12 protein-coding genes and 1 pseudogene are annotated in these 14,294 nt (G+C 62.4%); 2 read left to right on the top strand and 11 right to left on the bottom strand.

The window, feature by feature from the left end:
• Positions 1–115 precede the first annotated feature (115 nt).
• The 11 genes and pseudogenes from argE to KRR23_RS04615 form a co-directional block, all read right to left on the bottom strand.
• Positions 116–1,273, bottom strand: coding sequence for an acetylornithine deacetylase (gene argE, locus KRR23_RS04665; protein ID WP_216741556.1), 1,158 nt, complete (start codon positions 1,271–1,273; stop codon positions 116–118).
• Positions 1,270–2,424, bottom strand: a complete 1,155-nt coding sequence (locus KRR23_RS04660) for an FAD-binding oxidoreductase (RefSeq protein WP_216741555.1) — start codon at positions 2,422–2,424, stop codon at positions 1,270–1,272. Before KRR23_RS04660 ends, argE begins: the two co-directional genes overlap by 4 nt.
• A complete protein-coding gene (locus KRR23_RS04655; protein WP_216741554.1) occupies positions 2,421–3,812 on the bottom strand; it encodes an NAD(P)/FAD-dependent oxidoreductase in 1,392 nt (463 codons plus the stop codon). Before KRR23_RS04655 ends, KRR23_RS04660 begins: the two co-directional genes overlap by 4 nt.
• A complete protein-coding gene (locus tag KRR23_RS04650; RefSeq protein WP_216741553.1) occupies positions 3,794–4,102 on the bottom strand; it encodes a (2Fe-2S)-binding protein in 309 nt (102 codons plus the stop codon). The genes KRR23_RS04655 and KRR23_RS04650 overlap by 19 nt, the downstream gene beginning before the upstream one ends.
• Positions 4,099–5,940 (bottom strand): ABC transporter ATP-binding protein, encoded by a 1,842-nt coding sequence (locus tag KRR23_RS04645; RefSeq protein WP_216741552.1) that lies wholly within the window; start codon positions 5,938–5,940, stop codon positions 4,099–4,101. The genes KRR23_RS04650 and KRR23_RS04645 overlap by 4 nt, the downstream gene beginning before the upstream one ends.
• Position 5,941: 1 nt before the next feature.
• Positions 5,942–6,817 carry an ABC transporter permease gene (locus KRR23_RS04640; RefSeq protein ID WP_216741551.1) on the bottom strand — a complete coding sequence of 292 codons (876 nt, stop codon included), beginning with the start codon at positions 6,815–6,817 and terminating at the stop codon, positions 5,942–5,944.
• Positions 6,814–7,770, bottom strand: a complete 957-nt coding sequence (locus KRR23_RS04635; RefSeq protein ID WP_216741550.1) for an ABC transporter permease — start codon at positions 7,768–7,770, stop codon at positions 6,814–6,816. Before KRR23_RS04635 ends, KRR23_RS04640 begins: the two co-directional genes overlap by 4 nt.
• Before the next feature lie 48 nt (positions 7,771–7,818).
• A complete protein-coding gene (locus KRR23_RS04630; RefSeq protein WP_216741549.1) occupies positions 7,819–9,456 on the bottom strand; it encodes an ABC transporter substrate-binding protein in 1,638 nt (545 codons plus the stop codon).
• 92 nt (positions 9,457–9,548) lie between these two features.
• On the bottom strand, positions 9,549–10,823 hold the full coding sequence (locus tag KRR23_RS04625) for an FAD-binding oxidoreductase (protein ID WP_216741548.1): 1,275 nt from the start codon (positions 10,821–10,823) through the stop codon (positions 9,549–9,551).
• Positions 10,824–10,878: 55 nt separating this feature from the next.
• Positions 10,879–11,547 (bottom strand): haloacid dehalogenase type II, encoded by a 669-nt coding sequence (locus KRR23_RS04620; protein WP_216741547.1) that lies wholly within the window; start codon positions 11,545–11,547, stop codon positions 10,879–10,881.
• Positions 11,548–12,196: 649 nt separating this feature from the next.
• A pseudogene (locus tag KRR23_RS04615) lies at positions 12,197–12,355 on the bottom strand (aldehyde dehydrogenase); the annotation flags it as partial.
• A 242-nt stretch (positions 12,356–12,597) separates the two neighbouring features.
• Between KRR23_RS04615 and KRR23_RS04610 the strand changes: the two are divergent.
• Positions 12,598–13,455, top strand: coding sequence for a GNAT family N-acetyltransferase (locus KRR23_RS04610; RefSeq protein WP_216741546.1), 858 nt, complete (start codon positions 12,598–12,600; stop codon positions 13,453–13,455).
• 69 nt (positions 13,456–13,524) lie between these two features.
• The gene (locus tag KRR23_RS04605) at positions 13,525–14,238 is read left to right on the top strand and encodes a cupin domain-containing protein (RefSeq protein ID WP_216741545.1); all 714 of its coding nucleotides are present in this window, start codon (positions 13,525–13,527) and stop codon (positions 14,236–14,238) included.
• The last annotated feature ends 56 nt before the right edge of the window (positions 14,239–14,294 follow it).

Below are 14,294 nucleotides of genomic sequence, written 5' to 3'. Positions count from 1 at the left end.
GATGCGGTGTGCCTGTCGAAATGGGGTTGCAGGTTTTAGGGCCGCTTCGCGACCCAGCGGGGGCAAGCCCCCTCGCCACAGGGAATCGTATCGCCTGGAAACAACAGGATTGGCCTTACAGCTTTAACGAGCCGAGCAACCCAGCCAGAAACCGCTCCCCGGCCTCCATCTGGCTGATCTCGATAAACTCGTCCGGCTTGTGCGCCTGTTCGATGGAGCCCGGACCGCAGACCACCACCGGCACATCCAGGCGCTGCTTGAACAACCCGCCTTCGGTGCCGAACGACACTTTAGCGGTGCCGGTATCCGGCGCGGCGAAGTTCTTCAGAAAGCGCACCGCTTCGACGCTCGGATGGGTATCGAGACCCGGATAAACATTGAGGGTTTCGATCTCGATGTCCGCCACGCTGGACAGCTTTTTCGCCTCGCGCACGATCACTTCGGCGCGCTCTTGCATCTGCGCCAGGAACTGATCCAGATCGTCTGCGGGCAGGTTGCGCACTTCGAAATCCAGGGTGCAGAGGTTCGGCACGATGTTCAGCGCCTTGCCGCCAACAATCTGCCCGACATGTACGGTGCTGTAAGGCACGTCGTAGTCCGCATCCTGAGCGCCCTGCTCTTGCAGCTGCTGTTGGCTTTGACGCAGCGCCGCGATGAAATCGCAGGCTACGTGGATCGCGTTGACCGAGCGCGGCGCCAGCGAGGAATGCGCTTCCAGGCCACGACAGTAAGTGCGGTAAGAACCCTTGCCCTTGTGCCCAAGCACAAATTGCATGTTGGTCGGTTCGCCAATCAGGCACAGGAATGGCCGAACCGGCGCCAGGTGCAACACGTCGAGCAAACGCCGCACACCGACGCAACCGATCTCTTCGTCATGGGACAGGGCCAGTTGCAGCGGTCGGCTCAACGAATGGTCGGCGGCGTCGAGCATGGCGTCGATGGCCAACGCGATAAACCCCTTCATGTCGCAGCTGCCGCGACCGTAAATCCGCCCCTCCTGCACCGTCGCCTGAAACGCCGGGAAGGTCCAGGCCTGGCCCGCTGCCGGGACCACGTCGGTGTGCCCGGACAGTAGAATCCCCGGCAACGCTTCAGGGCCGGTGCTGGCGAACAGGTTGGCCTTCTTGCAGGTGGAGTCCTTGACGATCAGCGACTCGATGCCCTTGCTCAGCAGCAGGTCGCGCACGTACTCGATCAAGGCCATATTCGACTCCGAAGACACGGTATCGAAGGCCAGCAGGCGTTTGAGAATATCCAGTACGCGGGGTTTCATGAGGCCTTGCTCCGTTGCTCGGCTGGAAGGGCGAACCGACGAATGGAGAACGGCTCAATCGACGTGCGGGTGCTGCCGGTACTGATCAGTTCGGCCATCACGTCGCCGACGCCCGGGCCAAGCTGAAAGCCGTGACCGCAGAAGCCGAACGCGTAGAACAGCCCGTCGACCGTACCGCTGGGGCCCATCACCGGCAGGGAATCGGGCAAGTAACCTTCGATGCCGCTCCAGACGCGGATGATGTTCAGGTTGCCGACACCCGGCAGCAAGCGACGCATCTGCTGGATCTGGTTGAGGATGCTGCGCGGCTCGACCTGAGCCCGACGGGTGAGCATGTCCGGCTTGCTGCGGTAACCACCACCGATAACGATGTTGCCGCGCGGGATCTGGCGGAAGTAAATCACTTCCTCGGGAATTTTGGTGTACACGCCGATCACCGTTGGCAAGGCGTAAGGCACCGGCTCGGTCACGGCCATTTGCGGGCCGTGCGTGTCCAGTGGCACCGGCTCGCCGAACTGCGCCGAAAGCTTCTGGCCCCAGGCACCGGCGGTAATCAGCAACTGTTCGGCGCTGAACTGGCGTCCATCAGTGGTGGTGACGGTGAACTCGCCGCCAACCTTTTGCACGTCGGCGACTTCGGTCTGCTCTTCGATCCGTGCGCCAAGACGCCGTGCGGCGCGGGCAAACGCCGGGGCTGCCAGACGCGGGTTGGCGTGGCCGTCGTGAGGCGCATAGGAGCCGCCCTTCACATCCGGCCCAAGAAACGGAAAACGCTGGTGCAACTCGGCACCGCGATAGATTTCCAGGTCCAGTTGCGCAGCCTCGGGGGCGGCGGCGTAGGCCTCAAGCTCGGCGATTTCGTCTTCGCGGTAGCACACGCGCATGTGGCCGCTGGCGATGAATTCGAGGTCGTCGTCGATCAGCTCCGGCAGGCGTTTCCACAACGCCCAGGAACGGTTGGCCAATGCCAACTGGCCAAGGAATCGCCCCTGGCGCCGGACGTTGCCGAAGTTCACCCCGCTGGCGTACTGACCGATCTGGTCGCGCTCCAGCAAGATCACCGACTGCCCGCGCTGGCGCAGGAAAAACGCCGCCGCCGAACCCATCAGGCCGCCCCCGACAATCACCACATCGGCTTTCTGTAGCGTCATGGCGACACCTCCTCGGTGAGCATCGACAGCGGCTTGACCGGCGCCTGACCACGCTGGCGGCCGACCTGTTGCACGTTGACGCCCGCCGCAGCGGCAATCACCTCGGCCCCGGCCTGGGAGCAATAACGACCCTGACACCGGCCCATGCCGACCCGGCTAAACGCCTTGGCCCGGTTGACCTCACAAGCACCTTTCTCCCGGACCACGGCCCGCAACTCGCCGGCGCTGATCATCTCGCAGCGGCAGACAATGGCGGCGTCCGGCAAGGCTTTGGCTTGCGCCGACGGCCAGGGAAATGCCTCGGCCAAACCGAGACGAAACCGGTCCATTCCCGCCAGGGCGTGCCGCTGTTCGTCGCGCAACCCGGCGTCCACCGGCTGGTGCAGATCCTCCAATAGCGCCATGGCCACCAGGCGCCCGGCGTGCTCGGCGGCATCCGCCCCACGAATTTTCGAGCCATCCCCGGCGGCATACACGCCATTTACCGAGGTCCGGCCTTCTTCATCGGTGGCCAGCCACCATTGGCTGGACGCCTCGTCGAAGCGCAAACGGCAACCGGCCAGATCCGCCAGTTGGGTTTCCGGGCGCAAGTGATAACCCAGGGCCACGGCATCGCACGCCACGGTCAAGGTCTCGCCTTTGGCGGTACGCACCCGCACACCGCTGACACCGCTGGCGGCGTCGCCCAGCACTTGCAGGGGCTGGATGCCCAGGTGTACGGGAATCTTCGCTCGGTACAGCTGCGCCAACAGTTTCATCCCGCTGAACAGCACTCCGGGACGCGCCAGCAGCTTTGGCAAGGCGCCGATGCGCTTGCTCAGCGGCGAAGTGTCGAGCACCGCTGACACGTTGGCGCCGGCCTTGAGGTATTGACTGGCGACCAGATACAGCAACGGTCCGCTGCCCATGAACACCACGCTGTGGCCGATCGACACCGCTTGGGACTTGAGCGCGATCTGCGCCCCGCCGAGGCTGTAAGTCCCCGCCAACTGCCAGCCTTCGATCGGCATCAAGCGGTCGGTGGCGCCGGTGCAGAGGATCAGCGCGTCGTAATCCACCGTCGAGTGTTTGCCCTGGCTGACGCAGCACAGTTGCCCCGGCGTGAGGTTCCACACCAGCGTGTCCGGGCGGTAGTCGATCAACCCGCGCAAGCGGTCGAAGCTCTGGTGCAGGTCTTTGGCCTTGGCGGCTTCGGTGCCGTACAGCGTGGCGTAATCGCGGGTAAAACCTTCCGGTTGGCGCCGGTAGATCTGCCCGCCATCCCGGCGATTTTCATCGATCAGGATCGGCTTGCAGCCTGCCGCCAGCAAGGTTTCGGCGCAGCGAATGCCGGCCGGCCCGGCGCCGACGATCACCACTCGATGTGTGCTCAGCCGTGCAGTGGCCATATCGCCTCCGGTTGTGTAGTGACGATATCCAGCCCTTCACGGACTTCGTTGGAACAGGCGCGCAGGCGTTCGCCACTGCGGGTCCAGACCCAGCAATCCTGACAGGCGCCCATCAGACAAAAACCGGCGCGGCGGCCCGAATCGAACTCCGACTGGCGCAATGCCGAGCCATGGGTCAGCAACGCGACCATCAGCGTGTCGCCCTGCAACGCCTCGATGAGTGCGCCGTCCACCTTCAATTTGACGGTTGGCCGGCCCTGCTCGGCCAGCCTCACAAAACGCCCCTTCATGCGTAGACTCCCTGAATCATGCTGTTCAAATCCTGCTGGGTTTTCAGCAACTCGGCACTGTCGTGGTGGCAGAGAATTTCACTGCCGCCGACAAGCGTCCGGCGGTTCGGTGCGGTGCGATTGCACAGACCGTCGACCCGCACCGGGCAGCGATTGAGGAACGTGCACAACTCCGGCACGTTGGCCTTCGCACCGATCGGCGGCAGCGTGCCGCAGGTGGTGCCGCAGTTCTCCAGCCAGCCCTGTCGCAGCTCCGGCACCGAGTGAATCAACAGGTCGGTGTAAGGATGGAAAGGCGCCTGGGCAAACGACTGCCGACTGCCCTCCTGAACCTTGTAGCCGCTGTACATCACCACGATGTCGTCACACAGTGCGCGCACGGTGGAGATGTCGTGGCTGATGAACAGATAGGACACCCCCAGCTCCTGACGCAGGTCGCGCAGCAGTTCAAGAATCGCCGCGCCGACCACCGTATCCAGCGCCGAAGTCACCTCGTCGCACAGAATCAGGTCCGGCTTGGCCGCCAGCGCCCGGGCCAGGTTGACCCGTTGCTTTTGCCCGCCAGAGAGTTCATTCGGTCGACGCTCGGCCAGGCTCCGCGGCAAGCGCACCAGGTCCAGCAATTCGCCGATACGCTCGCGCAATGCGGCGCCCTTGAGGCCGAAATACATCTTCAACGGCCGGCTTAGAATGGTGCTGATGCTGTGCATCGGATTGAGCGCGGTGTCGGCGTTCTGGAAGACCATTTGAATGCGCCGGAATTGCTCAAAGGTACGCTCAGAGAGACTACCGCCCAGTGGCTGACCATCAAAGGTCAGGCCACCCAACGCCGGCGTCAGCAACCCGGCCACCACCCTCGCCAGCGTCGATTTACCAGAGCCCGACTCACCGATCACACCAATGGCCTGGCCCCTGCGCACCGTCAGGTCGATGTCTTCCAGCACACGAATCGACGGCATGCCTTGGGCGTTTTTGTTGCCGTAGCCAGCGGTCAAACCTTTGATGGTCAGCAGTGGCTGATCTTCGGCGACACCACAGGGCGGGCGGATTGTCGTATCCGGGCGTGCCGCCGCCAACAGGCTGCGGGTGTACTCATGGGCCGGGCCTTTGAGCAGCGGCGCGGTGGCGCTCTGTTCGAAGATCTGGCCGCCGTTGAGCACCACAATCTGGTCGGCCATCTGCGCCACCACCGCCAGGTCGTGGGACACGTAAACCGCCGTCGCCCCACGTTCGCGCACCACCCGTTTGAAGGCGCGCAACACGTCAATCTGAGTGGTCACGTCCAGCGCGGTGGTCGGTTCGTCAAGCACCACCAGCAACGGATCGCTGATCAGCGCCATGGCCGCCATCACCCGCTGCAATTGCCCGCCGGACACCTGATGCGGGTAGCGTTGACCGATGTGTTCAGGGTCCGGCAAGGCCAGGTCGCGGAACAGCTCGATGGCTTTGGCTTCGAGCACGGTCCGGTTGCCCAGACCATGAATCAACGCACCCTCCACCACTTGGTCGATCAGCTTTTTCGCCGGGTTGAACGCCGCCGCAGCGCTTTGCGCAATATACGACACCCGGTTCCCGCGCAGGCCTTGCAGTTCGCGTTCGCTCAACGCCAGCATGTCGTGCTCGCCGACTTGCACCACGCCTCCGGCCAACCGGCAACCGCGCCGGGCGTAACCGAGCAGCGCCAGGGCGATGGTGGTCTTGCCGGAGCCCGACTCACCAATCAGCGCCAGCACTTCGCCTTTCTCCAGAGAGAAGCTCACGCCCTTGACGATTTCTACTTCGCCGCGCTCGCCACAGGCAACCACGCGAAGGTCCTCGACTCGAATCAATTCACTCATATCAATGGCCTCCCGAACGTCGACCACGCCGGGACGAGAGTCTGTCGATGAACAGATTCACCCCAATGGTCAGGGTGCCGATGGCCAGGGCCGGAATCACGATGGCCGGCGCGCCCTGATTGAGGCCGCCAATGTTTTCGCGCACAAGGGATCCCAGGTCGGCATCCGGCGGTTGCACGCCCAGACCGAGGAAACTCATGCCGCTGAGCAACAACACGATGTAACCGAAACGCAGGCCCAGATCGGTCAGCACCGGGTTGAGCATGTTCGGCAGGATTTCCATGCAAGCGACGTACAAACGGCGCTCGCCACGGGTACGCGCCACTTGCACATACTCCAGCGCTTCGATGTTCACCGCCATGCTGCGGGCAACGCGGAAGGCGCCCGGGGTGTAACTCAGCACCGCCGTGCAGATCAGCAAGGTGACTGACGAGCCAAAAGCCGAGACCATGATCAACGCCAGCATCTTGCTCGGAATCGAGATGAAGGCGTCCATCAAGCGACTGATCACCTCATCCAGCCACTTTGGTGCGACCACCGACAGCAATGCGCTGAGGGTCCCAAGACCACTGGCGAGGACTGCCGAGACCAGCGCCAATCCCACGGTAAATCGCGCCCCGATGAGAATTCGACTGAGCATGTCGCGGCCCAGGTAATCGGTGCCAAACGGGTAAGCCGCGGTCAGGCTGTCGAAGACATTGTCGGAGACCACTTCGCCCACCGGATGTGGCGCCAGCCAGGGGCCGAAGATCGCCACCAGCAACCAGATAAAACACATTGCAGCCCCGACCAGCCCCAGCCAGGACCGCCCACTGACCACCTTGCCGAGCGCCACATCGGGCGCAGCAGGCATCGATTTCACAATGAGTTTGTTCATTGGTTTCTCAGCCTTGGATTGGAAAGAATCGCACACAGGTCGGCAATCAGCACCAGCACCAGGTACGCCGTACAAAACAACATGGTGCAAGCCTGGACCAGCGCCATGTCACGGTTGGTCACCGCATCGACCATCAGGCTGGCGATACCGGGATAGTTGAAGATCGTCTCGACAATCACCACCCCACCCAACAGGTAGGAAAGACTCAGGGCGATGGCATTGGCGATCGGCCCGATGGCATTGGGCAAGGCATGGCGCAGGACGATCCGCACCGGGCTCACGCCTTTGAGCCGGGCCATTTCCACATACGGGCTATCCAGTTGATCGATCACCGCGGCCCGGGTCATGCGTGCCATTTGCGCGACAATCACGCAGCAGAGCGTCATCACCGGCAAGGCGTAAGTGCGCAGAAATTGCAGCGGTGAGGTGATGTCGCTGGCATAGGACAGCGCCGACAACCAGCCCAGGTTCACCGCAAAAATCAGCACCGCCAGCGTCGCCACCAGAAACTCCGGTACGGCGACCATTGCCAGGGTGACAAAGCTGAGGAAACTGTCGATGCGCCCGCCCCGGCCCATGGCCGAGCCGACGCCCAGAATCAAGGCCACCGGCACTGACACCAGCGCCGTGGCGGCCGCCAGCATCAGGGTGTTGGGCACCCGCCCGGCCATCAACTCGCCGACCGGCATGGCGTTGGAGACGGAAAGCCCCATGTCGCCGCTCAGCAGGTTCATCAACCAGTGCAGGTAACGCAACACACCGGGCTGATCCAGTCCCAGTTTCAGGCGCAACGCGGCCACCTGTTCCGGCGTGGCGAACTGCCCCAGAGACTGTTGCGCCGCGTCCCCCGGCAGTACCGCCGTGATGGCGAATACCACCATGGACACGATCAACAAGGTCACGATCGCGGAACCCAAGCGCCGGCCGATCAACCACAGTGTGTTGCTATTCATCGCCCTGTTCTCCTGCAATGTCGCTGCGGCACAAACCTCATCGGTCCATCAAGCATCCAGCCAGACCTGCTCGGCAAACATGTAGCCCATGAAGCCGCCCAACGGGTTGCTGCCATAACCTTTGACGCGCTGGTCGACACCGTCGATGTTGCTGATGAACACCGGAATGCCGATACCGCAGTGATCATGCGCCAGGGTCTGCATGTCCGCGTACATCTTGCTGCGCTTGGCATCGTCGGTTTCACCCCGGGCGAGCATCAGCAGCTGGTCGAACTGGTCGTTCTTCCAGCCGGATTCATTCCACGGCGCGCTCGACTGGAAGAACTGCGAAAACATCACGTCAGCATTCGGCCGCGGGTTGATGTTGCCGAAGCTCAACGGGTGTTTCATCCAGTGGTTGGACCAGTAGCCATCGCTGGGCAGACGGTTGACGTCGAGCTTGAGCCCGGCCTGTTTCGCCGATTGCTGCAACAGCACGGCGATGTCCACCGAACCGGTTGCCGCTGGAGATGCCGCCACTGGCATGCTGATGCTGTCCATCCCAGCCTTCTTCAACAGGAATTTGGCTTTTTCCGGGTCGTAGACAGTCTGTGGCAGGTCAGCGTTGTAGTAGCGCGAGCCGGGGGCAATCGGATGGTCGTTACCGACCACTGCAAAGCCACGGAACACCGCGGATTTGATCTGCTCGCGGTCCATCAGGTACTTCATGGCCTGGGTGAATTCGGCGCTTTTGCCGGGCATCTGATCCTGACGGATGATCAAGTCAGTGTAGTTGCCCGAGGGTGCATCGACGACGCGGTGACCGGCGCTGGCCTTGATTCGCGTGGTGGAGCGCGGGTTGACCTCGTTGATCATGTGCACGTCGCCTGAGAGCAACGCGTTGACCCGCGATGGCTCGTCGGCAATGGCGATAAATTCGATTTCGTCCAGGTAAGGCAAACCTGGTTTCCAATAACCGGTATTGCGCACGGCAATCGAGCGCACACCTGGTTTGAACTCCTTGGCCTTGAACGGCCCGGTACCGATGCCCTGATTGAAGTCGGTGGTGCCTTCGGGAACGATCAACAAATGTGAAACTGCGAGAATCGACGGCAGCTCGGCATTCGGGCCACTCAGACGGATCTGCACTTCGTTGGCCCCGGTGGCCTTGATCTCGGCAAACTGCTCGACCAACGGCAGGACCTTGGAACCGGTGATCGGGTCCTTGTGCCGCAATAGAGAAAAGACCACGTCAGCGGCTGTCAGCGCCTTGCCGTTGTGGAAGGTCACCTCCTTGCGCAGGGTGATCACCCAGAGCGTGGCATCCGTGGTGTCGATGCGCTCGGCCAACTCCAGTTGCGGCACCATATGGCTGTCGAAACGCGTGAGACCGTTATAGAACATGAAATGGCGCGCGTAGTCGGTAGATGAGGAGCCTTTAGCCGGGTCCAGGGTATCGGCGGTGGAACTGGTCATGCCGGCGACACGAATCCGCCCGCCCGGCTTGCCTTTGCCAGGGCTCGCAGCTTCGTCGGCAAACAGTTTGCCGGCGGCGCCGAACAGGCTGCCGGCACCCGCTGCAGCCACCCCGGCGACACCGAGCAATTGCAACGCGTTACGGCGCGACATGCCGCGATTGAGGCCTTCGAAGACTCTCAGGCTTTCCTGGCCGGAGATCAGTTTGGAGTCGATCTTGTCATCATTCATTTAAGCTGTACCTGTCAATAAAGAGAAGGCTCATGCTCGCGGTTGTCCGGAGCGTCTTGAAACGCAAACGACGGTAAAGCCACAACTTCAACTCAATGCAAATAGTCCTGGAACCGGTAATACGCGCCCACCAGCGGCAGGAACCACGGCTTGCCGAAATGCCCGGGAATCGCCGGCCAGTCGAGTTCCCGCCAGGGATTGGCCTCGACCTTGCCGGCCATCACTTCGGCCATCACCTGGCCCATGTGCACCGACATCTGCACCCCATGGCCGCTGTAGCCCATGGAGTGATAAACCCCGCCGTGCTGGCCGGCACGGGGCAACCGGTCGGAGGTCATGTCCACCAGCCCGCCCCAGCAGTAATCGATCTTCACGTTGGCCAATTGCGGGAACATCTGCACCATCGCCGCCCGCAGCACCTTGCCGCTTTTGGCGTCGGAGACGCTGTCGGACATGGCAAACCGCGCACGGCCGCCAAACAGCAGGCGGTTGTCCGGGGTCAGGCGAAAGTAGTTACCGATCATGCGGCTGGTGACATAGGCTCGCCGACCGGGCAACAACTGGTCGATCAGGCTCTGTGGAAGGACCTCGGTGGCGATCACGAAACTGCCCACCGGCACGATCCGCCGCCGATACCAGCCCAACCCGCCGTGCTGACAGGCACCGGTCGCCAGCAGCACTTGCCCGGCGTGCAGCGAACCCTTGGCGGTGTTGACCCGATAGCCGCCGGCCTGGGCTTTCCAGTCCGTCACCGGCGTGTCTTGGTAGATCAACGCACCGTGCCGTGCCGCAGCTTCGGCCAGACCGACGCCAAAGCGCCCGACATGCATCTGCACGCCGTTGCGCTGCAGCAATCCTCCGTGGAACTGGGCCGAGTCGACTTCAGCGCGGATCTGTTCGGCGGTCAGCAACTCGACATCGGCATCGACCTCCCGGCGAATCAATTCGCAAGTCCGTGCCAGACCCTCGTAGTGCATCGGCTTGGCGGCAAGCTTGAGCTTGCCATTACGCTTGAGGTCGCAGGCGATCTGCTCCTGTTCCACCAGCGAAACCACGCTGTGCACGGCACTCTCGTAAGCCTTGTAATAGGCCCGCGCCTTGTCCGCGCCGAGGCTGGCGCTCAGGCCGGCGTAATCCTGGGCCACGCCGGTATTGCACTGACCGCCGTTACGACCCGAGGCTTCGCCGATCACCCTGCCAGCTTCCAGCACCACCACGCTGGCGCCCTTCAAGGCCAGCGCCCGAGCCGCCGCCAGGCCGGTGAAACCACCGCCGACAATGGCCACGTCGACTTGCCCGGGCAATGCGCCGGGCTGCGCACCGGTGAATGCCGGTGCAGTGTCGAGCCAGTAGGATTCACTGCCCATGTCTAACCCGCCTCTACCAAAAAGACTGCCGTGAGAATGCCGTTGCCGTGACGACTCAGAGACCGACTAGCGCCGCCAGCCCGCCGATGTCGGTGATCTGCCGGTACTCGTAGAAAGCATTGGCCGGGACTTCGTGACCACGGGCGACGAAGGCCTTGTTCTTGATCTTCATGTCGTGGGCTGGCATCAGGTCGTAACGGAAGCTCGACGACACATGCAAGATGTCTTCCGGGCCGCAGTTGAGGTTGTCGAGCATGTACTCGAACGCGGCCAGGCGCGGTTTGTAGGCTTGTGCCTGTTCAGCGGTAAAAACCTTGTGAAACGGTGCGCCGAGCTTATCGACGTTGGACATGATCTGGCTGTTGCTGGCGTTGGAGAAAATCACCAGCGGGATTTTGTCGGCGATTTTCGACAGGCCGGCCGGTACATCCGGGTGCGGGCCCCAGGTCGGCACGGCGTCGTAATACAGCTGACCTTCGTCACGGTACTCAATACCCCAACGCTTGCAGGTCCTTGCCAGGGCGGTCTTGAGGATTTCGTCATACGGCATCCAGTCACCCATGACCTGGTCCAAGCGATAGGCCGAGAAGTCCTTGACGAACTGATCCATCTGCTCGGGCACCACGCGATCGGCGAACAGTTCGCGAGTCATCGTACCCATGTGGAAATTGGTCAGCGTACCGTAGCAGTCGAACGTAATGAATTTGGGGCGAAGAAAGCTCATTGAGTGCGGTCCTGAAGTTCGTTGAGGTCATGGCGTGACAAGCATTCGCTCCGTTCCGGGAGCCGTGATGCAACGCTGCAGCACACCGTCATTACAACACCGTGAAATCAGCAGATGGCGTTAAAAGCGACCTCTGGTCGATACAAACCACCGTTTTAGCGCCCGCCCTCAGCAGACTTTGCGGGTCGCTCCAGCCTTGGGCAAACCCCGTATTCATGCGCTCTTATGGGCCTTTATAACGCCGCAAGGCTCAAGCGCACACCGATTCACCGCAGAACCTGCGCCGGGCACCACGAAAACGGGCGCTTCCCTGAGGAAGCGCCCGTTTGGATCCGGTTTGAAACCTGTCGACGATAGGCGGTTAACGGATCACCTGTGGCGAGGGAGCTTGCTCCCGCTCGGCCGCGAAGCGGTCGTAATCCGGCAATCGCGCTCCATCTGGATACTCGCGGTGGCTGACTTTAGAGTCGCTTCGCCCGAGCGCGGACCGACCCGCGGGAGCAAGCTCCCTCGCCACAGGTTTTGTGCTCGGCAAATTTTTCCTTAACTAACTGGCATCAGGGCAAGCCCCTGACAACAGGGGGTACGTGCCAGCCGCCTACGGAACGATATCAATCAGCACACTCTTGAAGCGCAAATTGGCTTCGAACGCTTCATCCACCAGGTCGGCATCGACAATCGGCAACTGGGCATAGACCTGGCCATCCAACGGCCGCACCACCTCAAGTCCCGGTTGAGCATCGCGGTATTGGCCGGCAATGAAATGAGCGCTGCGCACAGCGATAAGGCGAGGATCGAAGCTATCCATGGAGCACTCCAAAAAAGAGACGGCGAGTCGTCAACTCAGGCCTCCATCGTAGAAAAAAAGCCCAAGCATTTGCTGCCGACCTTGCCGGGCAATTAAGTAGTAAGTGTGGTCTTGTGGCCGCGGGCGTGCGGAATCTGCCGAATGCTCCAGCCCCTCTTGTCAGGCCTTCGCGCAGATGGGATACAGGCACCATCGCGCCGCACAGCCGGTTGATCGCGCACACTGTCCAACGGAGACTCGCCATGTCCGCCCCGCTCCCTTCTGCTTATGTCTATCGCCCGATGACGACCGCCGACCTGCCCTCGGCCCATGCCTTGTCCGTGCAATTGAAGTGGCCCCATCGTCTGGACGACTGGGCCATGGTGTTGCGCATCAGCGACGGCTTTGTGGCTCTCGATGGCGAGCGTCTGATCGGCACCGCGTTCGCCTGCCCCCAAGGCGACTTCGCCACCATCGGCCTGGTGATCGTCAGCGACGACTATCAAGGCAAAGGCATCGGCCGCAAGCTGATGGAGCAGGCACTTGATGCTTCTCAGTCGCGCATCCCGGTACTCAATGCGACCCTTGCCGGTGCACCGCTTTACGCGAGTCAGGGCTTTGTCGAGTTCGGGCGGATTCAGCAACACCAGGGCCCGGCGCAAGCCGTTGCACCTGTGCCGCTGGCCGACGGTGAAACCTCTCGCCCGCTGCGTGAGGCCGATAAGGCCCGCGTGCTGGAACTGGCCAATGCGGGCACCGGGCTGGACCGGCAAACGGTGCTCAACGAGCTGTTCGATGTGGTCGAGCATTCGGCTGTCATCGAGCGCGATGGCCAAGTGCGCGCCTTCGCCCTGCTGCGCCCTTATGGCCGTGGTCGCGGCCTTGGCCCGGTGGTCGCCGAGAACATCGAACAGGCCAAACACCTGATCGCCGTGTTACTGGCCCACGTACCGGAGGCCTTCGTGCGCATCGACATTCCGGCGGACAGTGGCTTGAGCGACTGGCTGGACTCGGTCGGCCTCAAACAGGTCGACACCGTGGCACAAATGGCACGGGGCACACCGCCGCAAGCGGTCAACGGCGTCCGACAGTTCGCACTCGTCACCCAGGCCATTGGCTGATAGCCGCGCGCAAAGCTGCCGCCGCTACCCAACACCCTCCACACCCCATTTGCATGGAGCATCACCCACATGCCTCAACCTACCGTTCTGCTGTTGGCTCGCGCCGACGGCAGCCGTGTCGCCACGTCTTTCAACGCAACGTCCTTGAGCGCTGCCGACCCCTTCAAGGCACATCGTCAGGTCGCCTACACCGGGCCCGATGGCATCTGCGCCGGGACCGTGAACACAAGCGAATCACTCGATATCGATGACTTCCCGCACACCGAAGTGATCGTGGTCCACGCCGGCCACGTCGTGTTGAAATCCAAAGGCCAGACGCTGGAACTGGGGATCGGTGCCAGCGCGGTGATCGGCCGTGGGACCACGCTGCGAATCGAGGCGCAAGCCGATACGTGCTGGGCATTCTGTGCCGTGATCAGCCCCAACGCTGAGCCGACACCAGGGCTGACAGCGCTGGACCCGCTAGCAATGCTCTCCCCTTCGGCCGCGCCGGAACCGCAAATACTGATCGGGCCTACCCCGCAATGCCGCTCACGCAATGCCTTCGAAGACAGCACCAGCGACCTGCGCGTCGGCGTCTGGGATTCGACCCCCTACGAACGCCATGGCCGCCCGCATAAACTCAACGAGCTGATGCACCTGATCGAAGGCAGCGTCACCCTGCGAGCAGCCGATGGTACGAGCCTGACCGTCAACACCGGCGACACGGTATTCGTACCGCAAGGCGCACCGTGCGCCTGGCAAAGCACCCGGTATGTCCGCAAGTTTTACGCCGTGAAATAAGCACCACGGCGCAACGCCGGCAACCGCGCCGGCACTGAACCCACCGACCGGTCGCG

The organism is Pseudomonas sp. CVAP#3 (genome assembly GCF_018986375.1).
In the GTDB taxonomy this organism is placed as follows: domain Bacteria; phylum Pseudomonadota; class Gammaproteobacteria; order Pseudomonadales; family Pseudomonadaceae; genus Aquipseudomonas; species Aquipseudomonas helvetica.
This window is presented reverse-complemented; position numbering and strand designations above follow the sequence as displayed.

Excerpts from the sequence above, each read along its gene's own strand:
- argE (WP_216741556.1), bottom strand. The coding sequence starts at position 1,273 with ATGAAACCCCGCGTACTGGATATTCTCAAACGCCTGCTGGCCTTCGAT.
- KRR23_RS04660 (WP_216741555.1), bottom strand. The coding sequence starts at position 2,424 with ATGACGCTACAGAAAGCCGATGTGGTGATTGTCGGGGGCGGCCTGATG.
- KRR23_RS04655 (WP_216741554.1), bottom strand. The coding sequence starts at position 3,812 with ATGGCCACTGCACGGCTGAGCACACATCGAGTGGTGATCGTCGGCGCC.
- KRR23_RS04650 (WP_216741553.1), bottom strand. The coding sequence starts at position 4,102 with ATGAAGGGGCGTTTTGTGAGGCTGGCCGAGCAGGGCCGGCCAACCGTC.
- KRR23_RS04645 (WP_216741552.1), bottom strand. The coding sequence starts at position 5,940 with ATGAGTGAATTGATTCGAGTCGAGGACCTTCGCGTGGTTGCCTGTGGC.
- KRR23_RS04640 (WP_216741551.1), bottom strand. The coding sequence starts at position 6,817 with ATGAACAAACTCATTGTGAAATCGATGCCTGCTGCGCCCGATGTGGCG.
- KRR23_RS04635 (WP_216741550.1), bottom strand. The coding sequence starts at position 7,770 with ATGAATAGCAACACACTGTGGTTGATCGGCCGGCGCTTGGGTTCCGCG.
- KRR23_RS04630 (WP_216741549.1), bottom strand. The coding sequence starts at position 9,456 with ATGAATGATGACAAGATCGACTCCAAACTGATCTCCGGCCAGGAAAGC.
- KRR23_RS04625 (WP_216741548.1), bottom strand. The coding sequence starts at position 10,823 with ATGGGCAGTGAATCCTACTGGCTCGACACTGCACCGGCATTCACCGGT.
- KRR23_RS04620 (WP_216741547.1), bottom strand. The coding sequence starts at position 11,547 with ATGAGCTTTCTTCGCCCCAAATTCATTACGTTCGACTGCTACGGTACG.
- KRR23_RS04610 (WP_216741546.1), top strand. The coding sequence starts at position 12,598 with ATGTCCGCCCCGCTCCCTTCTGCTTATGTCTATCGCCCGATGACGACC.
- KRR23_RS04605 (WP_216741545.1), top strand. The coding sequence starts at position 13,525 with ATGCCTCAACCTACCGTTCTGCTGTTGGCTCGCGCCGACGGCAGCCGT.